Below are 26325 nucleotides of genomic sequence, written 5' to 3'. Positions count from 1 at the left end.
CGGGGCAGGCACTGCCGATCAGTCGGGCGATTGCTTCAGCTGCCGGATCAGCTGGCCGAGTTCAGCCATTCCTTCCAGCGGGCCTCATTGTCGGCAAGCCATTTGTCGGCGGCCTGCTCCGGCTCCATATTGTCGATGTCGGCAAGCTTGGCCTGGACGGCGACATCCATATTGGTGAAGTTGATCTTCTGTAGGATGGCATAGGCCTTCGGCCACTTGTTCGGGAACTCCTTCCAGGCCCCGATCTTCAGGTAACCATCCTTCGGATTGCCGCAGTCATAGGTGAGGTCCTTGTTGGCACCCCAGGAAGCATCGTCCTTGCACTTCGGATCGAATTCGGGGAACTCGACGAAGGCACCTTCATAGAGCGCTTCAATGAAGTTCGGCGTCCAGTTGAACAGGACGATAGGCTCCTTGCGCTTCTCAGCTGAGGCAAGTTCCGCCCAGAGTGCGGCAGCCGACCCGGCATTGACCACCTCGAAATTCATGCCAAGTGCTTCGACGCGCTCCGCGTCATGCTTGAGCCAGTCGACCGGTCCGCCGAGGAAGCGGCCCCTGGGTGCTGTTTCGGCGGTCGAGAACTTGTCGGCGCACTGGTTAAGCGCCTCCCAGGACGGCAGCCCCGGGCAGATTTCCTCGACATATTTCGGATACCACCATTCCTCGCGGGTCTTCGCGTCATGGGTGGCCGCATCGACGACGCAACCGTCGCTCACGACTTTTTCGAACGCGACGCCGAAGGCGCCTTCCCAGACCTCATGCACGAGATGGACGTCGCCTTCACACAGCGCGGTATAGACGACCTGGCTATCCGACGAGACATATTCGACTTTCGCGCCGGCCTTTTCGAGCAGCTTGCCCACGATATGCGCGCCGACGATCTGGCTCGACCAGTTATGCGTGGGTATCTTGATGACGTCCGTGGAATCCTGGGCAAAGGCCGTGCCTGCGGTAAACGCCATGATGGCGGCTACACTTGCGGATATCGTAAGCTTTCTCATCTCTTCTCCCTTTTTGCCTTCGTCGTTCCCTGACGAGCGGAAAGTCCTTGTCTGATTGTTTTCAGACCGCCCCGGCCAACAAGAATAGCGGTGAGAAGTGAACCGGTGTCGTGTGCCGTGTAAAAGTCATAGCTTCTAATGTGAAAAGATGTTAACCGGGCTGCGGGAGGAGTACTGTAATGCGGCTCCAGCATCACATCGTGATCGTGGAGGACGATCCGGTAACGCGCGCGAAGCTTGCCGGATACTTCCATGCTGAAGGCTACAAGGTCAGCGAGGCTGGCGATGGCGAGCAGATGCGCAGCATCGTGGGGCGCCATCCAGCCGATCTTCTGATGATCGACATAAACCTGCCGGGCGAAGACGGGCTCAAGCTCACGCGAGAACAGCGCGAGCGGTCGGATGCCGGCATCATTCTCGTGACCGGGCGATCCGATACGGTCGACCGTATCGTGGGGCTGGAGATCGGCGCCGACGACTATGTGACCAAGCCGTTCGAACACCGGGAACTTTTGGCCCGGGTCAAAGGCCTGCTGCGGCGGGTCGGCAAGGGCCGGCAGCATAACACGGACATGCCGACGCGCAGCTTCTACGGCTGGACCCTGGACACCACCCGTCGCACGCTTCAAGCCGCCGATGGAACCTTCATCGAACTGACAGGGGCGGAATTCAAGCTGCTTGCTGTGCTGACGGCCAATCCGGGGCAAGTCCTGTCGCGTGAACGCCTGCTGCATGAGATATCGCGGCGCGAGTGGGACGCCAGCGACCGGACAGTGGATGTTCTGGTCAGGCGGCTGAGACAGAAGCTCAAGGACAATCCGCGTGCACCGCGCATCATCGTCACTGCACATGGGGAAGGCTATTTTTTCACGCCCGAAGCGACGCCACCAGCCCAGCGCCACCCACAATGGTGACCAGATCGCGATAGGCAGACAGCGCTATTCCGCCGCTGCCCTCTCAGTGTTTCGATCGGCCGACAGCATGGTCTCCAATTGGAAAAGGCCGGCGGTAAAGGCCGCGTCGCATTCGCCAATCAAACGCTCCAGCTCCGGGCCCACAGCCATCGCCGCTGCTGCTTCGAGCGAGGCTGCGGCGGCAAGCAGCCTTGGAAAACCGAGCGATCCGGCAGAGCTTTTCGTTGCGTGCGCAAGATCCCTTAGAGCCTTGCGGTCATTTTCCCCCACCGCCTGGTGCATTGCCTCGAAACGCTGCGGCAGGCTGTCCAGCGCAATCCCCCGAAGACGCTCGACCATCTGCGGTCCAAGAGCTTCGATGTCGGCCTTGCAGGCAGCCTCGTCGAATGCGGGCAAGATGGAGCGATCGTCGGACACGCGGCGGGAAAGCGCATCGACCGCTTCGAGCAGGTGGTCGTCGATGATGGGCTTTGCCACGAATGCATCCACACCGGAGTTGAGGTAGCGCTCCACCTCCGAGGTGAAGACATGCGCCGACATCGCAATGACCGGCAGGCCCGGCGTCCCGAGTGCGTTTCTTACCCGCCTCATGGTTTCGAGCCCGTCAATGCCCGGCAGGCTGATGTCGATTACCAGAATGTCCGGCTTGAACTCCCCAAGCGCCTCGAGTGCCGCAAAGCCGCTACTCACCGCCTTCACCCTGTGGCCGGCCTGAGACAGGACGGTATCCGCCACCAGCCGCGTTGCGGCGTCGTCCTCAACCAGGAGGACGTTGCGGGGCGAAACAGGCAGACGGGCATAAGAGCGGCGTGCCTCCACCGGCTTTCGCCGGCGCACCGTTTTCAGCGTCAGCTCGAAGCTGAACGTGCTTCCGGCGCCGGGCACGGAAACGACCTTGAGATCGGCGCCCATGAGGCGCGCCAGTTCGCGGCTGATGGTAAGGCCGAGCCCTGTGCCGCCGAAACGACGCGTGATCGAAGCGTCAGTCTGCGTGAAAGCCTGGAATATCTGCTCATGATGCTCCGGTGAAATGCCGATCCCGGTATCGGAAACGCTGAGGCTCACACGCTGCCTGCCCTTGCCGCCTCCCTGCACCGACACCTCCACGCATATCTCGCCGCGTTCGGTGAACTTGATCGCGTTGCTCACCAGGTTGAACAGCACCTGCCTTATCTTGGTTGCGTCCGCTGAAAATGCCGGCGCGAGGGTCGGGTCGATCTTCATGCCGAGATCGAGCCCCTTTTCGGTTGCCATCGGCCGCATGAAGGCAACGACGCCTTCCACCAGCGCCGCCATGTCGAAATCGACCTCTTCCAGCATGACATTGCCGGATTCGATCTTCGAATAGTCGAGGATCGCGTTGAGGATACCCAGCAGAGCCTCGCCTGAATTGGCCGCAATCGAAAGGTGTTGGCGCTGTTTCGTGCTCAATCTGGTGTCAGCAAGCAGGCGCATCATGCCGAGCATCCCGGTCATCGGCGTGCGGATTTCATGGCTCATCGTCGCCAGAAAGGCGGACTTGGCATTGCTCGCCTGTTCGGCGCGCTGCCTTGCCTGGACGTGGTCCATCGCCTCCTGGCGAAGACGGGTGTTGGCAAGCCTGATCTGCTCGGTCTGTTCCTCGACCAGTTGCCGCAACTCCTCGCGGTGGCGCCGGAGTTCGACCGTTATACGCTCACGCTCCTGTTCAAGGTCCAGCCGGCGCCGTGATTCTTCACGGAAGCGGTTTACAGTCACCGCCATGGTGCGCAACTCGTCATCGCCCTCTTCCGCGACCTCCACACTGAGGTCGCCGGCGGTCAGCCGCTGCATCGCCCGCGAGAGGCCCCCGAGCCGCCGCACCAGGTTCCTCTCGACGTAAAGCCACACGATCCCGCCCGACACCATCACCGCGCCAACCAGCGTCAGGATGAGCACGATGACGCCGATCTGCACGGCGTGGTCGGCCCGCTCGGCCGTGCTGCGCGCGAATTCGTCGGAGCGATCAAGGATGCTTCTGGCGACCGCATTCTGCTTAACCGAAAGATCGCGATTGGCCTCCGCCATGGTGTCGAGCCTGCCGATCAGGTCGACAATGCGCTGGCGGCGTCCGAACAACGAGCCGGCGACGGGCACATCGCCGGCGGCCGCTTCCATCGTGCTGAAGAACTCAAGCGCCTGCGCGCGGCGCACCGGATCATCGATGCCCAGTATGCGCCGGCGGATCACCTTCATATGATCCTGGAAGATGCTGCTGATCTCGCGGATTTCGGGCAGCGATTGAGCGCGGGTCAGGCGGTTTACCAGAAGGCTGATCTGGGCGCTGCGATGGCGCAGTTCGTACATTCGCTCCATCAGGAAAATATCGTGCTCGATCAGCCGGTCGATGGCGCTATAGGCGTCCTCGCGCCGCGCAGGGTCGTCGATCAGGCCATAGAGGTTGGCGGTGACAGCCGAAGCGCCGGCCGAGGCATTGGAAATCAGCGTCTCCGACAAAAGCAGAATCGACTGCGCCGCATCGGCCACTTTCTCGGCACGGTCGCGATAGGCGGCCTCCTGCTCCAACCGTTGGCGCACGAGTTCGTAGTTGCTTTTCAGATTGGCGAGCATCTTCTCGACCGCGCCTGCGAACTCCTCGACAAGTGCGGTGTCGATCGCCAGTTTGCGCGCCTCATCCAGCGAGGCCACCATCGCCTGAGCAAGCCGCGACAGCTTGGTCTGCTCGCTCGACAGTTCGGCGCTCGATTGGACGGCGGCCAGCACCGGCGCGGTGGCGACGAGCTTGGCGCTCAGCTCGGCAGTGCGCTGGGTCGCTGCGACGGCAGGCAAGGCCTGGGTGTTGACGACCGCCTGGGCGGCAGCGATATGGCGCAAGATCAGCCAACTGGCGATGCCAGAAGTCAGCGACAGGCCAGTGATGCACAGGAAGGCGAGAAACAGCCTCCCACCGATGCCGAACCTACTAAGCATGCCGCATATAACCACGGTTTGCACTGCCGGCGTAAGCCGTCTAGCGTTCCGTTCATGAAAACGATCATGAGCTTCATGCACCTTTGCGTGCTTTGCACGGCAACGCTGGGGCTGGCCGTTGCGGCCGGCAGCGCCAATGAGAGGCCGGCAGCATGGCAACTGGGTACGTGGGAGCCGCCCTTCGACTATTCGCGCCCACCCATGACAATCGACTACCAGCCGGTGACCAAGGCGGCGAAGCCCTGGAAGATTTGCGCGTCATATCCGCATTTGAAGGATTCCTATTGGGTCAGCGTCAATTATGGGATGGTCGAACAGGCAAAGGCCGCAGGCGTCGGACTGTCCGTGGTGGAGGCCGGCGGCTATCCCAATCTTGAACGCCAGATCGAGCAGATAAAGGCATGCAGTGGCGATGCCGATGCCCTCATCGTCGGCACCGTCTCCTATGACGGTCTCACTCCAACCATCAAGGAGATCGCCCGGCATATTCCGGTAATTGCGGCCGTCAATGACATCGATGATGCCGGCATCACGGCAAAGACCGGCGTATCATGGGAAGAGATGGGCCGGTCGATCGGCGCCTATCTGGCAGGCCTCCATCCGGCAGGGTCCAAGCCGGTCAAAGTCGCCTGGTTCCCGGGCCCGAAAGGAGCGGGCTGGGTACAGTTCGTCGAAGCAGGCTTCCAGAAAGCCATCAAGGATAGCTCGGCGAAGATAACCGCGGTCAAATGGGGCGACACCGGGCTTGAGATCCAGCTTCTGCTGATCGAGGAACTGCTGGAAGCGCAGCCGGACATCGATTATATCGTCGGCAGCGCGCCGACCGCCGATGCAGCTGTCAGCGTGCTGCGCGCCCAGAACAGGCAAGGCCAGATCAAGATACTGGCCGACTATTTCACCCACGGCACCTTTCGGGAAATAAACCGGGCCAAGGTGCTCGCTGCCCCAACGGATTCGCCGCCGCTTCAGGGCCGGATCGCCATCGACCAGGCAATCCGGGCCATCGAGGGCACACTTGAGCACAGGCATGTCGGCCCGCATGTCGAGATCGTCGACAAGAACAATGTGCTGTCGCTCGACCTCGACCAGAGCCTTGCCCCAGCCTGGTTCAAGCCCACCTTTGAAGTCAGGTAGGGTTCACGACCATCCATCTCTTGGTGCCGCAGGCTCAATGGGGCCTTACCGCTTATGCCGATGCCGGCTGCTGCTTGGCGCGGGCGACGATCTGGGTCGGATTGACGAAGCGCAGCGCAATCAAGAGCCAGACCAGCGTGGTAATCATATAGATCACTGCCATGGCGTCGATCGACTGCACGGCACGCACGCCCGAGGCGAAGACCGAGTAATAGAGCGCCACCACCAGCGTTTGGCTGGTCGGGCCGGCCGTCAGGAAGGTCAGCTCGAACATGCCGACGGTGCGCACCAGCACCAGAAGCAGCGCCGCAAGGATGCCCGGTATCAGCATCGGCAGCAGCACATGCAGGAAAAGCTGGAAGGTGTTGGCGCCGAAGACGCGCGCCGCCGCTTCGATCTTGGGGTCGATCTGCTCGATGAAGGGGATCATCACCAGGATGACGAAGGGAACCGTCGGCACCAGATTGGCCAGCACCACGCCCCAGAAAGTGCCGCCAAGGCCGGCCTGGTAGAGCACGGTTGCCAACGGGATGCCGAAGGTGATCGGCGGCACCAGGAGAGGCAACAGAAACAGGAGCATCACCAGTTTCTTGCCGGGGAAGTCGCGCCGTGCGAGCGCGTAAGCCGCCGTAACGCCAAGCAAACCTGAAAGCGCCACCACGGTGAAGGCGATCTGGAAGGTAACGATCAATATGTCGTAAAGCTGGAATTCTGCCCAGGCGGTGAAATACCAGCGCGTGGTGAAGCCGGCCGGCAGCCAGGTTCCGAGCCAGCGCGTGGCGAAGGACGACAAGATGACGGTTGCGATCATCGCCATCAGGTTGATGACGAAAAAGGCGACCACCACCCAGATCGCGGTTATCCAGAGCTTGGCGCCGATTGTGGTATCGCGGATCATCTCAGCCCTTCCCGCCTGCGGTCGTGCCGCGATAGAACAGGTTTCGCAACATCAGCACGGCGACGACGATGACCAGTTGCACCGCCGCCATGATCATGGCGATCGCCGAGGCCATCGAATAGTCATATTGCTCGAAGGCTGCCTGATACGCCGCAATCGAGATGACGCGCGTCGGCCCCGCCGGCGCACCCAGTAGGATGGCGGAAGGGAAGACGGCGAAGGCCTGCACGAAGGACAGGCAAAAGGCGATTGCCAGGCCCGGCACCAGAAGCGGCAGGAAGACATGGCGGAAACGTTGCCAGGCGCGCGCGCCATGTGTCGCGGCAGCCTGCTCCAATGCCGGATCGATGCCGGTGACGTAAGACAGCGTCAACAGGAAGGTGAACGGAAAGCCGGTGATGATCAGCGAGGCAAACACGCCCCAGTAATTATTGGTGAGCTTGACCGGGCTGTCGATGATCCCGAACAGCATCAGCGTGCGGCTGAACCAGCCCTGCGGCCCGAGGAAATTCAGCAGGCCTTCGGCCACCAGAACCGTGCCTAGCGTGACCGGCAGGACGAGGATCGTTGTCAGCAACCGCTGGCGGGTCATCAGCCGGACACGGAACGCCACGGGAAGCGCGAAGGCCAGGCTGATGATGGTGACCGGAACGGCAAGCCAAAGCGTCGTGGCGATGGTGTCATAGAGGAACGGGTCGGAGAAGAAGCGGGTGTAGTTGGCGAATATACCGCCTTGCTTCGGCTCGAAGGACAAAAGCAGGCCATAGGCGAAGGGATAGACGAAGATGGCGAGCACGAACAGGACAGCCGGCAGCACCAGCAACGTAACGCCATCTATACCCCGTAGCGCCAGGCGCTGGCGCAGCGAAAGGGCCGGCGTATGGTCTGCCCTCTGCATCCGCGTACTCACGCCGCGTAAGCCAAGGCGTGGGCCGGGTCGACCGCCAGCGAAATGGTGCTCCCTATCGCTGCGGCCTGCGGCGCATGGAAAATCAGCTCGAGACCTCCCTCGGTGCGCGCGGTGCCAACAAACTCCCGACCGCGATACTCGATGGTTTCGACGATCGCCTTGAGCGCGTTGTCGCTGCCGTCGATAGCGGTGACGTCATCCGGGCGTGCGGCAATGACCGCCTGCGCGCCGACAGAGATGTCACCGCGCATAGTGCCGGCTAGCCTGACGCTACTGACCTCGACCGTCACGCGGTCGCCGTCGCGAGCGGTCACCTTGCCGGTAAGGCGGTTGCGATAGCCCATGAATTCGGCAACGTCGAGATGGTCGGGGCTCTCGTAGAGATCGCGCGGCGCGCCCACCTGCCTGATCCTGCCGTCGCGCAGCACCACGATGCGGTCGGCGAGCGAAAGCGCCTCGTCCTGATCATGGGTGACGTAAATGGTGGTGGCGCCGAGCTGATTATGGATGCGCCTGATCTCGGCGCGCATTTCCAGGCGCAGCTTGGCATCGAGATTGGACAGCGGCTCGTCCATCAGCACCAGCGGCGGCTCGATGACGATGGCGCGCGCAATGGCGACACGCTGCTGCTGGCCGCCGGACAACTGGCCGGGCAACTTGTGGCCATGCGCTTCGAGACGTACCAGCGCCAGCGCCTCATCGACCCGCTTGGCGATCTCGGCCCTGGCGGTGCCGCGCATCTTCAGGCCGAAGCCGATATTGGCGCGAACGCTCATATGGGGAAACAGCGCGTAGGACTGGAACACCATACCGAAGCCCCGATCCTCCGGCTTCAACTGGTCGATGCGCTTGTCATCGAGCCAGATGCTGCCGCCGGTTGCGGCAAGCAGCCCGGCGATACAGTTGAGGGCCGTCGATTTCCCGCAGCCCGACGGACCGAGAAGGGCAATGAACTCGCCTTTTCCAATGGTCAGGCAAATGTCCTGAAGGGCGTTCACCGACCCGAATGAACGCGTCACATGGTCAAGGCGGAGCTCATCGAATTTGGACGATGCCAGCAGCATCCATGAATCCCGTTATTGTGCGGCAGCCGGGCGGCAACCCGAATCCCGACGTGAAGTGAATACCCGGCATGGCCGGATTTCAGCTCCGGACATGCGCGGCACCAAAACAGGCGTCATTGCCGCGCATGACCGACAGACGATCCTATTTCGCCACCGCCGCGACCTGCTCGTCCCAGATGCGGAAGGCCGTAACCATCGCTGCCGGCTCAAGCGGAAGCTCGATCGGATTATTGGCGATCAGGTCGGCATATTCCTCGCGCCCGAATTCGGCGATCGCGTCCTTGCTCGCCTGCGGCGCCATGTCGAGCGTCACGCCCTTCACCGCCGGGCCCGGATAGAAATAGCCCTCGTCATATGTGAAGGCCTGCTGTTCGGGGGTGAGCAGGAAGGCCATGAGGTCCTTCAGAACGGCCAGTTTCTCGTCGGAAACGCCTTTCGGCACGCACATGTAATGGGCGTCGGCAACCCAGTGGAATCCCTTCAGCGCCGCCACCTTGGCTTCCTTAGGCACAACGCCGAGCACGCGCGGATTGATATCCCAGCCGGTCGTGGTCACGGTGAGGTCACGCGTGCCCTCGCCGAGCTCCTTCATCAGCGCGCCGGTTCCGGTCGGGTAGTATTCGATATATTTGTGCAATTCCTTCAGATAGGCCCAAGTCTTGTCCCAGCCCTTGACCGGATCCTTCGGGTCGGCGTCGCCGAGCAAATAAGGCAGGCCCATGAGGAAGGTACGGCCGGGACCGGAATTTGCCGGGCGCGCATAGAGGAAGCGGTTTGGATTCTCCTTGGCCCAGCCAAGCAGTTCTTCCGCCGTGGCCGGAACCGTCTTGACCTTTTCGGGCATGTATTCCAGCAGCGGGCCAGATGGATAATAGGTCACGACAACGCCGTGATCCTTGCCGAGTGTCAGCATGCGTGCTGCCGGCTCCAGATAGATTTCTTCGAGCTTCGGCAGGCTGCCGGTATCGTCCGGAAGCAGCTTGACCCACAGGTCCTGTTCGAGGCCGGCGGAGAGTGCATCGGTACCAGTCAGCACCAGGTCGATATCGAGGCGGCCGGCGGCCTGCTGCGCCTTGATCTTGCCGGGCAATTCGGGCGCCGGTGCCTTGGTGAAGGTGATGCTCGACACCAGCTCGGGCTTGGCCTGCCGATAGTTCTCGATCGCTTTTTGTGTGAGCGCCAAATTACCGGCGACGTCTACGACATTGATAGCGACCGGCGAAGTCGGTAGCGCCGCCTGCGCGAAGCCGCCCGAGGCCGGCAATACCGCCATGCCGGCCAGCCCGCCTAATGCTTGTCTGCGAGTAATGCTGATCATTTGCCGTCCTCCCTGAAATCCCTTCTTATCACTGATGTGACATCCTGCCCGGGCTCAATTTTGATATATTAATCTACCAGTTCTCAAACACAACCGCTTTCTACCCGCCCGCTCTATACCTGCGAGGTGCGAAGATGCTGCACTGTGGTGCCTGCCCCATCACGCAAAAGACTTGTCAAAGCAGCCTCAACAGCTGCACGGAATTGCGGGATCGCGGGAAGGTCCGTGCCGAAAACCTGCTCCAGCCCGAGAAAGGCAGCGGTCAGTTCAGAAGCTGAGGTGATCCCTTGCACCCGGCTCTTGATGGTCCCAGCGAGCGGGTCGCGAACATCGATCGACGCCCCCTTTTCGTCGATGCCGGTGGCATAGCGCATCCAGGCGGCGACCCCGAGCGCCAGTCGCGGGAAAGGCGCGCCTGCCCGTTGACGATCGCGTATCGTGTTCAGAAGGCGCTGAGGCAGTTTCTGTGAGCCGTCCATGGCAATCTGCCATGTGCGGTGGCGCAATGCCGGATTGCGAAACCGGGCAAGCAGATCGGCCCTGTAAGCGGCAAGGTCGAGGCCGGGCAGATGCGGGAGGGTCGGCGAAACCTCCTCATCCATGAGATCCCTAATCAACTCGGCAAAACCCGGCGCGGCAATTGTTGCGGCGACGGTTTCATGGCCGGCAAGATAGCCAAGATAGGCCAGCGTCGAATGGCTGCCATTGAGCAGCCGCAGCTTCATCAATTCATAAGCGCCGACATCCTTCACGAAGGTCGCGCCGGCTTGTTCCCATTCCGGTCGTCCGGCGGGAAAATTATCCTCGATCACCCATTGCGAGAAGGGTTCGGTCACCACCGGCCAGGCATCTTCCATACCGAGGCTTTCGGCAATCGCCGCTCGGTCGGCATCGGTGGTGGCCGGCACGATGCGGTCGACCATGGTGGAGGGGCAGGCGATCTCGTCGGCCACGTAGCGGCCGAAATCGGGATCGCGCAATTCGGCAAAACGGGTCACCACGCTTTTCAAGGTGCGCCCATTGGCCGGAAGATTGTCGCAGGAAAGCAGCGTGAAGGGCGCATGGCCCGCAGCACGGCGGCGGGCGATAGACTCGACGATGAAGCCGATTGCACTGCGCGGCAGGCCCGGCTCTGCCAAGTCATGGCTTATGTCCGGATGCGTCTCATCCAGCGTGCCGCTGGCCGGCGCATGGCAATAGCCCTTTTCGGTCACGGTGAGCGAAACGAGCTTCACTTCCGGACGCGCCATCGCGGCCAGCAGGGCTTCGGGATTTTCCGGCGCCACCAGCAGGCCGCCGCTGCTGCCGATCACGCGCAGTTGCCCTGCGCCATCGCGGGCTGCAACGGTATAGAGGCCGTCTTGCGGCGCCAGCGCATCGCGCGTGTCGGCGCTGCGCAGGGAAGCGCCGATAATGCCCCAACGCAGATCGCCGCTTGCCAAAACCGTGTCCGTGTAGACCGCCTGATGCGCGCGATGGAAGGCACCGATGCCGAGATGGACGATCCCCGGCGCGAGGGCGGCGCGATCATAGGCGGGGCGGATGACGGTGGCGGGCAACTCGCCGAGTGTCCTGTCGGACAGATACCGTGCCAGCGTCACAGCCGGTATGCCTGCTTGGCCAATCGATAGGCGAGGTCGTGGGCCAGTTCATGCGCCTCGTCCTCGTCCAGCCGATGGTCGGCCACCAGTTCAGCCAGATAGGCGCAGTCGGCCCTTCTTGCCATGTCGTGTCGCGCCGGAATGGAGCAGAAGGCACGCGTATCATCGTTGAAACCGACGGTATTGTAGAAGCCGGCGGTCTCGGTGGTCAGCTCGCGGAAGCGGCGCATGCCTTCCGGGCTGTCGAAGAACCACCAGGGCGGCCCCAGCCGCAGCGCCGGATAGTGGCCGGCAAGCGGAGCCAGTTCGCGCCCATAGGTCGTCTCGTCCAGCGTGAACAGGATCAGCGTCAGGCGCGGATCGTTGCCGAAAGCATCCAGCAACGGCTTGAGATCGTGCACATAGTCGGTGCGGGTCGGAATATCCGCTCCCTTGTCGAGGCCGAAGCCGGCAAAAAGCTGCGGATTGTGGTTGCGGTAAGAGCCCGGATGGATCTGCATGACCAGCCCATCATCAACGCTCATGCGCGCCATTTCGGTCAGCATCTGGGCGCGGAAGAGATCGGCGTCTTCGGCCGAAACCTCGGACTTCAGCACGCGCTCGAACAACGCTTCCGCCTCCCCTCGCGGCAGATCCGCGGTGCGGGCGTTCGGATGGCCATGATCAGTCGAGGTGGCACCGCGCTGCTTGAAATATGCACGCCGCGACCGGTGTGCGTCGAGATAGCCTTCATAGGTGGCTGGGGCGCCGGCAAGCGCCAGAAAGCGCTCGACTTCGCCGCGGAAATCCTTGCGCGAGGCATCGACGACCGCGTCCGGCCGGTAGGCTGGAACGACGCGGCCCTTCCAGCCGGATGCCTTGATCCGGTCATGTGCGGCAAGGGCGTCGGTGGCGGCATCCGTGGTGGAAATCACCTCGATATTGAAGCGCTCGTAAAGAGCGCGTGGCAGCATGTCCGCTTGACCGAGAAGCTCGGCAATCCGGTCATAGAGACGATCGGCATTGTCCGGATTCAACCGCTCCTCGACACCGAATACCTCCTGCAGTGAATGCTCGAACCACAGCCGTGACGGGGTGCCCCGAAACAGGTGATAATTGTCGGCGAAGAGGTGCCAGATCTTGCGTCCGCCGGTTTCCACCGGCGCACCATCCAGCCGCGGTACCCCCAGCGCTTCTAGCTTCACGCCCTGTGAATAGAGCATACGGAAAATATAGTGATCAGGCTTGACGAACAGAGTTGCCGGGTCTGGAAATGGCGCGTTGTCGGCATACCAGTTCGGGTCGGTGTGGCCATGCGGCGAGATGATCGGCAGTGCCCGCACGCTCTGATACAAACGCCGCGCGATCGCCCGGGCGGTGGGGTCGGGCGGCAACAGTCTGTCGGGATGGAGCGGCATTTCTGGTCCTTGCAATCGCCGTGAGGGAGCGACGGCCGCGGGAATTGCCGAAGTTTTCGGCGCTCGTAGCTGTGACGAGCCGGCGTTCCGACCTTGGCGAACACTACGGAATAATATATTAATATGTCAACTGGCCTTGCGGTGGAGAATTGGTGGTGAGTTCAGCAAATTCCAGGGAGGCTTCAAGCTCCGGTCCGGTTACCAGTCCGGAGCCTACACGGGCATCCAAGCCTCGCCCGGCCGGCATCGTGCGCACCACCGCGGCCACCGCCGTCTATCGCGAACTCCATACGGCGATCGTTTCCATGCAGCTCAAGCCCGGCAATGCGCTGAACGAGAAGGCGCTTACCGAAAAATTCGGCGTCAGCCGCACGCCGGTTCGCGAGGCGCTGATCAGACTGGTCGAGGACGGACTCGTCAACATCTATCCGCAATCTGGGACATTTGTGGCGCCAATCCCGACCTCGCTCATTCCCGAGGCGGTGGTGATCCGGCAGGCACTGGAAGGCGCGACGGTGGAAAGGGCGGCACGCTGCGCCACGGCCGAGGATGTAGCGCTGCTCGACGACATTCTGGCGCGCCAGCGCTTCCTTGCCGGGCGGCAGGACACGAACGCCTTCCACGAGGCAGACGAGGCATTTCATGAGGCGATCGCCGAAATCGCCGGTTATCCGGGCATCTGGAATTATCTCAAGCCGGTCAAGGTGCAGATCGACCGCGCGCGGCGCATGACCCTGCCCGCCCTCGGCCGGATGGAACATGTCATCGGCGAGCATGTCATCATCCGTGACGCAATTGCCGCGCATGAGGTGGCGGCGGCGTGCGATGCGATGAAAATCCATCTCAGCGCGGTCATTCCGGATGTGGAGGAGCTGCGCGACACCTATCCGGATTGTTTCATCTGAACTTCCGGTCTGGCAGGGGCATCGCGCCCTATGCGATGCAGCAGGCCGGGCCGGCTACATCACGGCGCCGATCTGCCAGGGAACGAACTCATTGTCGCCATAGCCGAGTTCCTCGGACTTGGTGCGCTTGCCGGAGGCAACGGCAAGGATCTCCTCGAAGATCTCCCGCCCCTTTTGCGCGATCGTGACGCCATCGAGGATATCGCCGCAATTGATGTCCATGTCTTCCGACATTCGTTCATACATTGCGGTATTCGTCGCCAGCTTGATGGATGGCGTCGGCTTGCAGCCATAGGCCGAACCGCGTCCGGTGGTGAAGCACAGCACATTGGCGCCGCCGGCCACCTGGCCGGTGGCCGAAACCGGATCGTAGCCGGGCGTATCCATGAAGACGAAGCCCTTTTCGGTCACCGGTTCGGCATATTCATAGACGGCGTTGAGCGGGGTGGTCCCGCCCTTGGCAGCCGCCCCGAGCGACTTTTCAAGTATGGTCGTCAGCCCGCCCAGCTTGTTGCCGGGCGAAGGGTTGTTATTCATCTCGCCGCCATTGCGGGCAGTGTAGTCCTCCCACCATCTGATGCGCTCAATCAGCCTTTCACCGACCTCGCGGCTGCGCGCCCGGCGCGTCAAAAGGTGTTCGGCGCCATAGATTTCGGGCGTCTCCGAAAGGATCGCGGTGCCGCCATTGCGCACCAGAATGTCGGCGGCTGCCCCCAGCGCCGGGTTGGCGGTGATGCCCGAATAGCCATCGGAGCCGCCGCATTGCAGGGCCAGCATAAGTTCGCTGGCCGGCACGTCCTCGCGACTTGCTGAATTGACCAGCGGCAGCATTTCCCTGATCCGCTCCAGGCCCTGCTCGATTGTCCGGCGGGTGCCGCCGCTGTCCTGGATGGTCATGGTGCGGAAAGTCTCGCGCTCCTCAATGCCGTAGACGGACTTCATGCGACCGATCTGGAAGACCTCGCAGCCGAGCCCGACCAGCAGCACCGCCCCGAGATTGGGGTTGCCGGCATAGCCCCATTGCGTCCGCTGGAGCACATCATAGCCTTCGCCCGACGAAGCCATGCCGCAGCCGGTTCCATGGGTGAAGGAGACGACGCCGTCGACATTCGGATAGGCATCCAGCACGCCCGACCGCGTAGCCGCCTCGGCAATGAAGCGGGCAACCGATGCCGAACAGTTCACGCTGGTGAGGATGCCGATATAATTTCGGGTGCCGACACGGCCATTCTCGCGGCGATAGCCCCGGAATGTGGCCTGTTCCTCTGCCGGAAGGATATTTTCCGGGCGAAAATCCACTCCGATCTGATAATCGCGCTGGAAATCATGCAGGAAAACGTTGTGCTCGTGCACCCAGTCACCAGCCTCGATCGGCTGGCTGGCAAAGCCGATGATCTGGCCGAATTTGCGGATCGGCTCCTCCGGGGCAATGGCCCTCGAAGCCACCTTGTGTCCGAATGGTATGGCTTGCCGCGCAATAAGCCCGCCGCCAAGGTCCGCACCCTTTTCGAGGCGGGCTGCCGCCACCAGCACGTTGTCATCGTCGTTGAGGCCCAGGACCTTTATCTTGGATGGGTTCAACATTGTTTGAGCCTTCGTAATGAAGTCAGGCAAAAATATCAGCCTTGGACAGATTAATATATTAGGATGACAGAGCCGTGCTCAAGACCCTCCTGATCCACATTTTCGAGAAAAGAGCTCAGCACCTTGTGATGCGCTAGGGTCTCAGCCACCGCGAGGCAATGACGCATGGGCCGTCACGCCATCAGCGGCTGGTCTTGTGCGAGGCGTCTCAGAAGCTGTTCCAGCATGTCATCACAACGCCGCATCTGCTCGATACTGACAAATTCGTCCGGTTTATGGCCCTGCGCCATCGAGCCCGGCCCGCACACCACTGTTGGCGTGCCCACGTCGCGGCTGAACAGCCCGCCTTCGGTGCCGAAAGCGACCTTGATCGTGCCATTGGCCCCGGTCAGCGATTTGACGAAGCGTACCGCCTGGGAGGCCGCTGGCGTGTCGAGGCCGGGATAGGCGTTGAAAATCTCGATGTCGATCGCCGCCTCGGGCGCAGTCGACTTTGCCTCGGCGGCAATGCGCAATGCTTCTGATTTAAGGCCCTTTAGAATCTCCTCGGGGCTGTCAGCCGCCACGTTGCGGATCTCGAAATCGATCTGGCACAGATTGGGTACGATGTTGAGGGCGACGCCGGCATTCATCTTGCCGACATGGACGGTCGTATAGGGGATGTCGTAATCGCCGTCTCTCGCCCCTTCGCGCGCCAGCCTGTCCTGCTCCCGGCGCAGGGCCGCCACGAAATCACAGCCGAGATGGATCGCGTTGAGTGCCAGGGGTGCCAGCGCCGAATGGCCCTCACGACCGCGGCAGATGGCGCGGGCCGCGATCTTGCCCTTATGGCCGGTGGCAACCTGCATGCCGGTGGGCTCGCCCACGATGCACAATAATGGCCGCTGCGGTGCGCCCTGCAGCATCTCGACAAGGCTGCGCACGCCGATGCAGCCGATTTCCTCATCGTAGGAAAGTGCAAGATGAAGTGGCGTGGCAAGCTGCATCTTCGACGCCTTCAGACAGGCGGCGAGTGCGCAAGCGACGAAACCCTTCATATCGGCCGCCCCGCGGCCGTAAAGCCGTCCGTCCCGTTCCGTCATCTCGAAGGGCGGCACCGTCCAGTCCTGGCCATCGACCGGCACGACGTCGGTGTGGCCGGAGAGCATGATGCCCGGCATGTTGGACGGGCCGATGGTGGCAAAGAGATTGGCCTTGTGGCCGCCTTCACTGTGGAGGATCTGGCAGGCGACACCGTTCGCGTCCAGCATTTCGGCCACGTAGTCGATGAGCCCAAGATTCGAGTCTCGGCTCACCGTCGGAAACGCGATCAGCCGTTCAAGGATACGAACGCTATCCATCATGCCATTCCTCATTGCCTGGCCTTGGTGCGGTTGCCAAAGAGCCGGGAACACAACCTCACCGGCCCCCTTCCACGGCGCTGGCCGACCGGGTCAATTCCCGGCCGGCCAACTTGCTTGATATGCCTCAAATACGGCAATCGTTTCCTACTGAGCCAGAAGCCGAGGCAGCCAGGTCGCCAGTCCCGGAACCGCCATCAACACTGCCGTAAAGAGCAGTGTCACGATGAAGAACGGCATGTTGGCCCGAAATACCTGGAGCTGGTCGCACCTGGCGATACGCCCCGCAATGATGAGTGACATTGCAACCGGAGGCGTCACCTGCCCGATCACCACCGCCATGACCATCAGAGTTCCAAAATGCAGGAGATCGATGTCGAAGGCGATCAGCGTCGGCAGCAGAACAGGAACCAGGACGGGGATCAGCGGGTCGAGGAACATGCCGGCGATGACGGCAATCACCATCAGTGCACAAAGACGCAGGAATGCGCTGTCGCCAATGGCAAGCACATCGATGAAGGACGCCAGGGTAGCAGGCACATGGGCGGCCGACAGCACCGAGCCCAGGGCCGCCGAGAGGCTGACGATAAGCAGCAATTCGCCGGAAAGCTGTACTGCCGCAACGGTCGCACGATATAATCCGATCAGATCGAGCGTGCGATAGACGAAAAGCGCCAGGAACGCGGCATAGACCGCCCCGAAAGCGCCCGCCTCAGATGGCGTGAAGATACCGAAAATCAAACCGCCGACAATGATGGCCGGCATGCCGAACGCAAGGCCGGCAGACTTGGCCGTCCGAAAAATCTCGACAAGAGAGAATTTTCCGAAGGTAGGGTATCCGTTCTTGCGGGCAAGATATGTCACCACGGCCATGAAGACGAGGCCGAGCAGTATGCCCGGGATCAGTCCGGCAATGAACAGCGCCCCAAGCGACGTGCCCGTAACGGCAGCATAGAGGATCGCAGGCGAACTGGGCGGGATCAACGGCCCGACGCCGGCTGCAGACGCACTTACCGCCGCCGCAAACGGCCCGGTGTATCCCTCTTTCTTCATCTCCGGGATGATGATGGAAGCACTGCCGGCAAGGTCGGCGGTGGATGACCCCACCATACCGCCGAAGAACATGCTGGTGAGCACGTTGACCTGGGCCAGACCGCCCTTCATCCAGCCGACCAGCGAGCGGGCGAAATTGAACAGCTTGCCGGAGATGCCGCCGGCATTCATGTAGATGCCGCCAAGCACGAAGAGCGGGAAGGAGATCAGCGTGTAGCTGCTCATTCCTGCCACCATGTTCTGTGGCAGTACCAGTCCCCACTGGCTGCCAAGAAAAAGACTGATGGCCACCGCGATCATCAGCGCGGCGATCATGGGTACGCCGGCGACCAGAAAGCCGACGAGCGAGACAATACCGATAGAGGCGCCGATCATCAGATTCCTCCAACATTTACGGGATGCTGCGCATCGAGCTGATCATGATCGTCGGCGCGACGGAAATGCGTTATGGCCTCGACCAGGAACGCGAGGCAGACAAGTCCGGCACCGATGCACATGGCGGAGGTGAACCAGCCCTTCGACAATGACAGATAGACGGATCGATCTGAACCGAAGAGGGAGAGGTAACTGAAGGACACGATCGTCAGGTAGCCGAAGGCCACCGTGGAGGCGAGTTCGGTCACAATCAGCAGCAAACGCCGCGAGCGCGGCGTCAGGCGGTCGATCAGGAAGCCGATCCGAATGATTTCCCGCCTGCGTACGGAGAGAAACATGCCCAGCATCGCCAGCCACGGCACCAGGGCGATGACGACCTCATCTGCCCAGATGATGCCCGAGTTGAAGGTGTAGCGCAGGAATGCATTGGCGAAAACCAGAAGCGTGATGGCGGCGAGCACAAGGACGCCGAAAACTTCCACGACGCCGTTTATCCATTTGTCTATGCCGGTCTCGTCCACCGTATTTGAAAGTTCTGCCTCGATCGACGCCTTGGTGATCGCCTGCGCAAGGCCGTCATCTAATCCGCTGTCGCGAACGGTCATGGAAATCCTCCCGATTTCATTTGCAGTGCCTGGCCCCTCCCCTCCAAGAGTGTGGCCGCGTGGGGACGACCGGAGCACGCAGGACCGCGCGCTCCGGTCGAATCGTCAGTCGGCGGCAGCTGCTTCAAGCACGGCCTTGGTCAGGTCGGCGCCGGCGATCTCTTCGACGGATGCATAGATCGTCGCCGATTCTGCCTGGAAAGCCGCACGATCTATTTCATTGATCGCGATCTTGCCTTCAGCCTTCAGCTTGTCGAGCAGTTCCTGGTCCTTCTGCTCGCCGAGCTTGCGCATATCAGCCGCAGCAGCCTGCGCGGCTTCCTTCACCACGGCCTTCTGGTCGTCGCTCAGTCCGTCGAACCGGGCGCCATTCATCACCAGGGTAACAGGCGTGTAGACGTGATTGGAGAGCGACAGATAAGATTGCACCTCGTGCATCGAGTTGGAGACGATATCGTTCAGCGGGTTTTCCTGCCCGTCGATCGTACCGCTCTGAAGCGCAAGATAAATCTCGCCATAGTTCAAAGTGACCGGATTGGCACCAAAGGTCTTGAAGGTCAGCATGCGTGCCTGGCTGCCGGGCACCCTTATCTTCACGCCGCTCAAGTCCTGCGGCTTGCTAATCGGGCGCACATTATTGGTGATCTGCCGGAAACCGATTTCACCGAAGGCAAGAACCTCCAGGCCTGCCTTTTCACGCATAGACTGGCGGAGCTTTTCGCCGATCTCGCCATCGAGCAGGCGCGCCACATCTGCGCGGTCCCCGAACAGGAACGGCAGTTCGAACACCGCCCAGGCCGGATTGAGCTGCACAGCATCCGAGCCAAGTGGCGTTATGTCGATCTGGCCGGTGCGGATCTGCTGCATGTGCACATTTTCGTCGCCAAGCGCAGCGCTGTGATGGAAATCGCTCTTAAAGTCGTCCCCCAATTTGTCCTTCAGCTTGTCAGCCATGGTCTGCATAAGTAGCGTATCCATGGTGGTCGCCGGCGAAGGGCTGGACATTCTCAGCGACAATTCCTCGGTCATTGCCGGCAGTGCAAGCGCCGTTGCCCCCAGCAAGAGCAGACTGCCTGCAGCAAGCCTTTTCATAGAATTCAGCATTGTTATTCTCCTCCCGATGTTTTGCTGACTACGAATATTTCTGAACCAACGTCTCCTTCAGTCGATCACGATCGAGCGTCACGCCGAAACCAGGCGCATTCGGGATCGCAACCTTGCCGTCCTTTGCCTTGGGGGCATCGGTGAACATCTGCTCTTCGACCTGCTCTGATCCGAGATGGATTTCGGCAAGCGTACCGTTGCGGAAGCCCGCAACGTGATGCAGGCAGTAGATGCCGCCGCCACCGGCATCAGACAAAGGCTTGTTGTAAGCCTGGGCAAGACTTGCGACCCGGCGGGTCTCGGTCATGCCGCCATTGTACATGCTGTTGGGCATGAAAATGTCGATCGCGTCATGCTCCACCCACTCGCGGAAACGCAGTACATGACCATCCATCTGGCCAGCCGAGAACGGGATGGTCGTGCGCTTGCGCATCATCCCGAGGTCGCGCGCATCGACACGGCGAATGGGATCTTCGAACCAGGCGATATTGTATTCCTGAATCATCGGGCACAGCCGCATCGCATTCTCGGCGCTGAGGCTTTCATTGGCATCGACCGCCAGAAGAATGTCCTCGCCAATTGCTTCGCGCACCTTGCGCACGCGCCTGGCGTCCTCGACAATGCCGGCCTTGCCGCCGACAAGCATCTTGAGACGCGTATGTCCCTTCGCGATCAGGCGCCGGGCCATCTCGATCAGCTCGTCCGCCTCATAGGCAAGGAAACCATAGGTCACATAGGCGTCGGCATAGTCCTTGTGTCCGCCCAGCATCTGCGCAACCGTACGTCCGCTCTGCTTGCCGATCAGGTCCCACAGCGCAAGATCGACGCAGGACAAGGCTGACAGATTGATGCCTGTCATCTGTCCACGTTCGGACAGGATCGGCTGAAGGCGGGCGTGGATCAGTTCCAGATCCCGCGGGTCCATATTCTTGATGGCAGGCGCGATATGATGCGCGACGATGCCGGCCACGCCATGCCAGAGAAACCGCGACGCCATGCCGAAGCCGACATGCCCGTCATCCGTCTCGATCTCGCAAATGATCCGATAATCGTCCTCGATCGGCTTGTTGACGAATTCCCTTCTCTCAGACGCACCTACGCCCATAAACGGCGTTCGAGCCGTTTATTAATATAGGAAATATATCTATACTTATAAAGTTCAGATATCTTATTATGAATACTACGTATACGAAAGACAATGACGCAAAGACATATTTCCGATACAGAAGGTCAGAAATTTCAATTCCAACAAAACGTACCTTAACAACATATGCGTGAGCGGTAAGGACTGCGCACGCGGGGATTGCAGATCAATGACTAAGTCCTGCCAGATTTACAGGTGACGGATCCGGTGACGGATCCCACTGCCCCGCTCTAGAAGTATATTTTGGGCACAACCACAGCTGAGATCATGGCATCCGATATAGAAGAGCGATCAGAATCCAAAATACCGATCACACATATCCCTATACTTCCAAGGAGATCGATCGTAGTCCTTCCGAGTACAAGAATTGGACAGTATATTATATGCATAAATTACGTTTTCAGAAAAATTCAGTTTCCTTAAAATAAATCCGACCATCCCCTTCCTATCAAGTTGCGCCATCCTCCTGCTGTATGCAACCTCAATTTCCTCCGGGCTGGCATCTCTCGTGACCAAAAGCACATCGTAGAGATCCATCTGGATAAGCCCCGTATTTAAGTATAATTTGTATTTCTCCACACTAAACTGGATAGACTATCAATATATATTTAGGATTATTTTCCCCATATTGCCATTTTCTTCCATCAGGCAGTGCGCCTGCGTGGCTTCCTCCAGCATATAGGTTCGGAAAACAGGCGGCCTGACCCGCCCTTTGCTGACCAGCGGCCAGACATGGCGCTCCACCGCGCGCGCCAACCGGGTCTTTTCCTCAACGGGTTTGGGCCGCATGGTGGAGGACGTCAGCGTGAGCCCCTTCACCATTACCGCCGTCAGATCGATCGGAACGACCGCACCTTCCATGAAAGCGATGCTGACATGCCGGCCACCAGGCGCCATGACGGCGAAATTACGCGCAATATAGCTTCCACCGACAATATCCAGGACCACGTCGACGCCAGCTTCGCCCAAGGCGCCGCGACAGACCTCGACGAAGTCCTGGCTGCGGTAGTCGATGGCGATATCGGCGCCGAGTTCACGCAGGAAAGCGACTTTCTCAACCCCTCCCGCGGTTGCAACGACAGTGGCTCCGATAGCGCGCGCAAGCTGTATCGCCAATGAGCCGATGCCGCTGGCACCGCCATGGATCAGGACCCTTTCGCCGGGTGCGAGACGTCCACGTTCGAAGAGATTATGCCAGACGGTAAACGCCGCTTCGGGAAGTGCTGCAGCGGCGACATGGTCCATTCCGGCAGGAATCGCCAGACAATGGCCGGCCTGAGCAAGGCAATATTCGCCATAGCCGCCGCCCGATACCAGCGCCGCGACCTGCCGCCCGACGGCCACGCCATCGACGCCCGGACCGACGGCTACGATTTCGCCGGCTATTTCCAGGCCCAGAATGTCGGTGACGCCGGCCGGCACAGCGATGGCACCGCGCCTTTGCATGATGTCAGGCCGATTGACCCCCGCGGCGGCGACGCGAACCAACACCTCCCCTGCCCCGGGTTGCGGCACCGGCCGTTCCACCAGCCGCAGCACTTCAGGGCCGCCGGGTTGCGATGCCACCACCGCCTTCATCGTCTCGGGCAAAGTCATTGATACGCTCCGACTGTCGGGGCCATAGGCTGGCTCGAATACTCGTCCCGGCAGTTTGGGACGAGGTTCGGTATCAGTAAAATCGCGATTGGCGGCTTTCAGGATCGGATAAGTCGAAGCAACTCGCTGACGCCGTCACGTCAGGTGGGAAAAGCCAGAAGCATCGGATCGAGCATCTCGGCAGCCTGCTCGCTCGTGACCAGTCCTCGCTCCACGGCAAGATCGGCGATCTTGCGATCCAGCCGAAGCGCATCCTTGGCCAGCTCGGCGCTGGGGCCATAGCCGATCAACGGGACCAGCGCGGTAACGGTGCCCACACTTGCCTCCAGATGTTCGCGGCTGCGCGCTGCATCGGCCTCGACGCCCTGCACGCAACCCTCGTCGAGAACCCGTATGGCGGCGTGCAGCATCTGGATCGAGAAATGCAGGTTGAAGGCGATAAGCGGCTCCATCGCATTCAGCTGAAGCTGGCCTGCTTCCGCCGCGAAAGTGATGGCGAGATCATTCCCGATGACCTGGAAGCAAACCTGATTGACCACCTCCGGGATGACGGGATTGACCTTTCCGGGCATGATCGACGAGCCGGGCTGCGCCGCCGGCAACCGGATCTCACCCAACCCGCCACGTGGCCCGCTGGAAAGCAAGCGCAGATCGTTCGAGATCTTGGAGAGCTTCGTTGCCAGCCGCTTCAGCATTCCCGAGAACAGGACAAAAGCCCCCATGTCCCAGCTCGCCTCGATCAGGTTGGCAGCACGAGTAAGCTTGTGGCCGCTGATTGCCGATAATTCGGCAATCGCCACCTCGGCATACCCCCTCGGCGCGTTCAGACCGGTGCCAATCGCAGTGCCGCCGAGATTGACCTCGCCAAGCAGCGGCAGCATCTCTTGCAGCCGAGTGACATCTTCCCGCAATACGGCGGCAAAGGCAGCGAACTCCTGCCCGAGCGTCATCGGCACCGCATCCTGAAGCTGGGTACGGCCAAGTTTGACCGTCTCGGCAAAGGCTTTCGCGCGCTCGTCAAAGGAATCCGCCAAGGCGACTATGGCCGCCCCGAGATCGGCATGCGCCAGAATGAGAGACAGGCGCACCGCAGTCGGATAGACGTCATTGGTGGATTGCGAGCGATTGACGTCATCATTGGGGTGCACCGGCGCATTTGCGCCGCGAATGCCGCCCAGGCGCTCATTGGCCAGATTGGCGATGACCTCATTGGCGTTCATGTTGACGGAGGTTCCGGCGCCCCCCTGGATGGCATCGAGAGGAAACGCCTCGCGATGCCGGCCGGCAATGATCTCATCACAGGCAGCACAGATCGCCTCGAATTTTTCGCTGGACAGCACGCCCAATTGCAAATTGGCCCGCGCAGCCGCCTTCTTGGTCATCGCCAGGGCGGTGATGAGATGCGGAAAGCGGCTGAGGGTGATGCCGGTGATACGGAAGTTGCCCCGTGCCCGCTCCGTCTGCGCCCCCCACAAGGCACCGACGGGCACGTCGACGCTCCCCAAACTGTCGTGTTCTCGCCTGAACTGCATGTCCATAGTCACTCCTTTCAGGAGCACCCCACGCAGCACTCCGATTCCCGGGACAGATGTCTAGGAAAGCTTTCGAGGCGATGCCAATCGAAAAAAGTAAAGTTTGAGAACATTGGAACCGAACCTGCCGCGGCAGGTCAGTTCCAGGGGGCCATTCCGGGGAGGTTGCGGGTGGAGATCAGTTCCCGGCAATGTTGTTGAAAACTCTCCGCCGCGCGCGTCATCCGCAGTCCTTCAAGTGTTGCGATGCCAAGAATCATCGGCGGATGATCCCCCTGCAAACGCACATAAGCCAGGGGTCTGCCCGTGAGCGCCGACTTGTTCAACGGCCTTGCCGTAGACAGGGAATAGCCGAAACCCGAGGCCACGAAGCTGCGCACGGTTTCCGGATATTCGGATTTTGCCGCGATATTCGGCGTGAGCCCCTGCATCATGAAGAGCGAGATGAAATATTCCTTGCTCAGCGGCATGTCGAGCTGGATGAAAGGCATGTCGACGAGGTCCGAGAGCGCAATCGATTCCTTTTGCGCAAGCGGGTTGTCGGCCGCCAGCAGAACGAAAGTCGGCAGTTCGGCCAATGGCTCGAAGGCGATGTCCTCGGTCAGATGGATGGCATAGGTCAGCGCCAGATCGATCTCCGCACGGCGCAGCTTGGCCAGCAATGTGGCCTCATCCTCCTCGCAGACCTGCAGCCTCACGGCGGGGTTCTTGACCATGAAGGTTTTGCACAGGTCAGGAATGAGCATGGGCGAAAGCGTGCGGAAGGAACCCACATGCAACGGCCCGGAGACCGACTGCGCCACCTCCTGGGCGACGCTGTGAAGCTCTTCCGCCTGACGCAACAGCGCCTTGGCCGCCTGCATGACGCGCTGCCCGGCAGGGGTTAGCGAAAGACCTTGCGCGTGGTGGCGCACGAACAATTGCAGCCCGAACTCGGCCTCAAGCTGCGAAATCGCGGCCGAGATCGAAGGCTGAGAAACATTGATGCGCTCCGACGCAAGAGTGACACCGCCGACCTCGCCCGCCGCCACGAAGTAGGCGAGTTGCCGAAGCGTGAATCGCATCGAAAATGTACGTAGATTGGTATCGTCCACGAAACCCTGAGCTAAGTTAAGGTCCAAGCCAGCAGTTCCTCGCAATTTCGAACGATTACGCAGGGAACCGTCGCTGACGATGGCGACGGATCCAAATCATGTCAAGGATGTCCTGGCCCTACATATCGCCGGGAACACCGTAGGAGGGAGCGACCGAGGGATTGATCCCGCGCGAGACATAGGCCTCAAGCTGGGGTTCCCAAAGCTCCCAAAGCTTGGCGAGTTCGCCGATGGGATCGGTGTCGTGCCAATCAACCCGCAGGTCAGCGACCGGCCAGGCAACATCACGCACGAGGAGCATTCCCACCGAATGAACGGGGCCCTCCTCGCCGCCGGCCTTCAACGCCGCCTGCATCGCATGGATCAGGCGGGCGCCGAGCGACTTTTCCGGACTGGCCAGGAAGGCTTCCGCCATTTTTTCCGGCACCACCGGACTGGACAGCAGATTGCCTGCCGCCACGACATTGGGCTGAATGACTGTACGGTGGGTGCCAAGCGTATTGGCACCGGAGAAAGCCGCACCATTGCCATTGCTGTCAACCAACGCCAGCTGTCGATACTCTATATGCTTGGCTTCTGATTTGATGCGCTCAAGCGCCTCGCTTGCGCTCAATCCGGAAGCCATCAGGTCAAGCCCGCGCGGTCCGAGTGTCGGATCGGTTATGTTCTGTGTGGCCACCACGCCGGCGCCTGCCCTTGCATGGGCACAGCGCGCGGCAACGCACGGGCTGGAGGACGAGACGGCAATTCCGAACATGCCAGTCCTTGCGCAGCGTGCGGAAATCGAGAAGGTCACGTCGCCAAGCC

At 60.9% G+C, this 26325-nt stretch carries 21 protein-coding genes; 3 read left to right on the top strand and 18 right to left on the bottom strand.

Features of this window, described 5'->3' with window-relative positions; all coding sequences use genetic code 11:
• Positions 1-47: 47 nt before the first annotated feature.
• Positions 48-1001, bottom strand: a complete 954-nt coding sequence (locus EET67_RS12575) for an ABC transporter substrate-binding protein (RefSeq protein ID WP_128626526.1) — start codon at positions 999-1001, stop codon at positions 48-50.
• Between the two features lie 179 nt (positions 1002-1180).
• Here EET67_RS12575 and torR point away from each other — a divergent pair, with 179 nt between their 5' ends.
• Positions 1181-1915: a two-component system response regulator TorR gene (gene torR, locus EET67_RS12570; protein ID WP_128626525.1), complete on the top strand. Its 735-nt coding sequence runs from the start codon at positions 1181-1183 to the stop codon at positions 1913-1915.
• 24 nt (positions 1916-1939) lie between these two features.
• On the opposite strand, the gene torS is transcribed toward torR, so the two are convergent.
• Positions 1940-4864, bottom strand: a complete 2925-nt coding sequence (torS, locus tag EET67_RS12565) for a TMAO reductase system sensor histidine kinase/response regulator TorS (RefSeq protein WP_128626524.1) — start codon at positions 4862-4864, stop codon at positions 1940-1942.
• Positions 4865-4930: 66 nt separating this feature from the next.
• On the opposite strand from torS, the gene torT reads away from it, so the two are divergent.
• Entirely contained in the window at positions 4931-5998 is a 1068-nt protein-coding gene (torT, locus tag EET67_RS12560) for a TMAO reductase system periplasmic protein TorT (protein ID WP_128626523.1), read from the top strand.
• Positions 5999-6050: 52 nt separating this feature from the next.
• On the opposite strand, the gene EET67_RS12555 is transcribed toward torT, so the two are convergent.
• The 6 genes from EET67_RS12555 to uxaC all read right to left on the bottom strand — a co-directional run bounded on the left by EET67_RS12555 (position 6051) and on the right by uxaC (position 13186).
• A complete protein-coding gene (locus EET67_RS12555; RefSeq protein WP_128626522.1) occupies positions 6051-6896 on the bottom strand; it encodes an ABC transporter permease in 846 nt (281 codons plus the stop codon).
• A gap of 1 nt (position 6897) precedes the next feature.
• Positions 6898-7794, bottom strand: a complete 897-nt coding sequence (locus tag EET67_RS12550; protein WP_128626521.1) for an ABC transporter permease — start codon at positions 7792-7794, stop codon at positions 6898-6900.
• Between the two features lie 8 nt (positions 7795-7802).
• Positions 7803-8870, bottom strand: coding sequence for an ABC transporter ATP-binding protein (locus tag EET67_RS12545; RefSeq protein WP_128626520.1), 1068 nt, complete (start codon positions 8868-8870; stop codon positions 7803-7805).
• Positions 8871-9012: 142 nt separating this feature from the next.
• A complete protein-coding gene (locus EET67_RS12540) occupies positions 9013-10185 on the bottom strand; it encodes an ABC transporter substrate-binding protein (protein ID WP_128626694.1) in 1173 nt (390 codons plus the stop codon).
• 116 nt (positions 10186-10301) lie between these two features.
• On the bottom strand, positions 10302-11789 hold the full coding sequence (locus EET67_RS12535; RefSeq protein WP_165899887.1) for a mannitol dehydrogenase family protein: 1488 nt from the start codon (positions 11787-11789) through the stop codon (positions 10302-10304).
• Complete coding sequence (gene uxaC / locus EET67_RS12530; RefSeq protein ID WP_128626519.1) at positions 11786-13186, bottom strand: glucuronate isomerase; 1401 nt, start codon at positions 13184-13186, stop codon at positions 11786-11788. The genes EET67_RS12535 and uxaC overlap by 4 nt, the downstream gene beginning before the upstream one ends.
• Before the next feature lie 155 nt (positions 13187-13341).
• On the opposite strand from uxaC, the gene EET67_RS12525 reads away from it, so the two are divergent.
• Entirely contained in the window at positions 13342-14091 is a 750-nt protein-coding gene (locus tag EET67_RS12525; protein WP_425359524.1) for a GntR family transcriptional regulator, read from the top strand.
• Between the two features lie 54 nt (positions 14092-14145).
• On the opposite strand, the gene EET67_RS12520 is transcribed toward EET67_RS12525, so the two are convergent.
• From EET67_RS12520 to EET67_RS12470, 10 genes are all read right to left on the bottom strand, one after another.
• Entirely contained in the window at positions 14146-15675 is a 1530-nt protein-coding gene (locus tag EET67_RS12520; RefSeq protein WP_128626518.1) for a UxaA family hydrolase, read from the bottom strand.
• A 173-nt stretch (positions 15676-15848) separates the two neighbouring features.
• The gene (gene argE, locus EET67_RS12515) at positions 15849-17015 is read right to left on the bottom strand and encodes an acetylornithine deacetylase (RefSeq protein ID WP_128626691.1); all 1167 of its coding nucleotides are present in this window, start codon (positions 17013-17015) and stop codon (positions 15849-15851) included.
• Between the two features lie 147 nt (positions 17016-17162).
• Positions 17163-18443: a TRAP transporter large permease gene (locus EET67_RS12510; RefSeq protein ID WP_128626517.1), complete on the bottom strand. Its 1281-nt coding sequence runs from the start codon at positions 18441-18443 to the stop codon at positions 17163-17165.
• On the bottom strand, positions 18443-19048 hold the full coding sequence (locus EET67_RS12505; protein WP_128626516.1) for a TRAP transporter small permease: 606 nt from the start codon (positions 19046-19048) through the stop codon (positions 18443-18445). The genes EET67_RS12510 and EET67_RS12505 overlap by 1 nt, the downstream gene beginning before the upstream one ends.
• A gap of 105 nt (positions 19049-19153) precedes the next feature.
• Positions 19154-20152, bottom strand: a complete 999-nt coding sequence (locus tag EET67_RS12500; RefSeq protein WP_128626515.1) for a TRAP transporter substrate-binding protein — start codon at positions 20150-20152, stop codon at positions 19154-19156.
• Between the two features lie 28 nt (positions 20153-20180).
• The gene (locus EET67_RS12495) at positions 20181-21257 is read right to left on the bottom strand and encodes a mandelate racemase/muconate lactonizing enzyme family protein (RefSeq protein ID WP_128626514.1); all 1077 of its coding nucleotides are present in this window, start codon (positions 21255-21257) and stop codon (positions 20181-20183) included.
• Positions 21258-21893: 636 nt separating this feature from the next.
• Positions 21894-22892 carry an NAD(P)H-quinone oxidoreductase gene (locus EET67_RS12485; RefSeq protein WP_165899886.1) on the bottom strand — a complete coding sequence of 333 codons (999 nt, stop codon included), beginning with the start codon at positions 22890-22892 and terminating at the stop codon, positions 21894-21896.
• Between the two features lie 140 nt (positions 22893-23032).
• Entirely contained in the window at positions 23033-24424 is a 1392-nt protein-coding gene (locus EET67_RS12480; RefSeq protein ID WP_128626512.1) for an aspartate ammonia-lyase, read from the bottom strand.
• Between the two features lie 137 nt (positions 24425-24561).
• Positions 24562-25488: a LysR family transcriptional regulator gene (locus EET67_RS12475; protein ID WP_128626511.1), complete on the bottom strand. Its 927-nt coding sequence runs from the start codon at positions 25486-25488 to the stop codon at positions 24562-24564.
• Between the two features lie 148 nt (positions 25489-25636).
• Positions 25637-26314 (bottom strand): DUF1028 domain-containing protein, encoded by a 678-nt coding sequence (locus EET67_RS12470; RefSeq protein WP_128626510.1) that lies wholly within the window; start codon positions 26312-26314, stop codon positions 25637-25639.
• Positions 26315-26325 lie beyond the last annotated feature (11 nt).

Source organism: Borborobacter arsenicus (assembly GCF_003934165.1).
Classification (GTDB): domain Bacteria; phylum Pseudomonadota; class Alphaproteobacteria; order Rhizobiales; family Rhizobiaceae; genus Pseudaminobacter; species Pseudaminobacter arsenicus.
The sequence above is the reverse complement of the archived record's forward strand: the minus strand, read 5'-3'. Positions and strand labels throughout refer to the sequence as shown.

Bases quoted from the DNA above. Each gene is read 5' to 3' on its own strand.
- torT (WP_128626523.1), top strand. From the start codon at position 4,931: ATGAGCTTCATGCACCTTTGCGTGCTTTGCACGGCAACGCTGGGGCTG.
- uxaC (WP_128626519.1), bottom strand. From the start codon at position 13,186: ATGCCGCTCCATCCCGACAGACTGTTGCCGCCCGACCCCACCGCCCGG.
- EET67_RS12480 (WP_128626512.1), bottom strand. From the start codon at position 24,424: ATGCAGTTCAGGCGAGAACACGACAGTTTGGGGAGCGTCGACGTGCCC.
- EET67_RS12495 (WP_128626514.1), bottom strand. From the start codon at position 21,257: ATGGGCGTAGGTGCGTCTGAGAGAAGGGAATTCGTCAACAAGCCGATC.
- argE (WP_128626691.1), bottom strand. From the start codon at position 17,015: ATGGATAGCGTTCGTATCCTTGAACGGCTGATCGCGTTTCCGACGGTG.
- EET67_RS12510 (WP_128626517.1), bottom strand. From the start codon at position 18,443: ATGATCGGCGCCTCTATCGGTATTGTCTCGCTCGTCGGCTTTCTGGTC.
- EET67_RS12485 (WP_165899886.1), bottom strand. From the start codon at position 22,892: ATGACTTTGCCCGAGACGATGAAGGCGGTGGTGGCATCGCAACCCGGC.
- EET67_RS12545 (WP_128626520.1), bottom strand. From the start codon at position 8,870: ATGCTGCTGGCATCGTCCAAATTCGATGAGCTCCGCCTTGACCATGTG.
- EET67_RS12550 (WP_128626521.1), bottom strand. From the start codon at position 7,794: ATGCAGAGGGCAGACCATACGCCGGCCCTTTCGCTGCGCCAGCGCCTG.
- torR (WP_128626525.1), top strand. From the start codon at position 1,181: ATGCGGCTCCAGCATCACATCGTGATCGTGGAGGACGATCCGGTAACG.
- EET67_RS12575 (WP_128626526.1), bottom strand. From the start codon at position 1,001: ATGAGAAAGCTTACGATATCCGCAAGTGTAGCCGCCATCATGGCGTTT.
- EET67_RS12500 (WP_128626515.1), bottom strand. From the start codon at position 20,152: ATGCTGAATTCTATGAAAAGGCTTGCTGCAGGCAGTCTGCTCTTGCTG.
- EET67_RS12520 (WP_128626518.1), bottom strand. From the start codon at position 15,675: ATGTTGAACCCATCCAAGATAAAGGTCCTGGGCCTCAACGACGATGAC.
- EET67_RS12475 (WP_128626511.1), bottom strand. From the start codon at position 25,488: ATGCGATTCACGCTTCGGCAACTCGCCTACTTCGTGGCGGCGGGCGAG.
- EET67_RS12555 (WP_128626522.1), bottom strand. From the start codon at position 6,896: ATGATCCGCGATACCACAATCGGCGCCAAGCTCTGGATAACCGCGATC.
- torS (WP_128626524.1), bottom strand. From the start codon at position 4,864: ATGCTTAGTAGGTTCGGCATCGGTGGGAGGCTGTTTCTCGCCTTCCTG.
- EET67_RS12505 (WP_128626516.1), bottom strand. From the start codon at position 19,048: ATGACCGTTCGCGACAGCGGATTAGATGACGGCCTTGCGCAGGCGATC.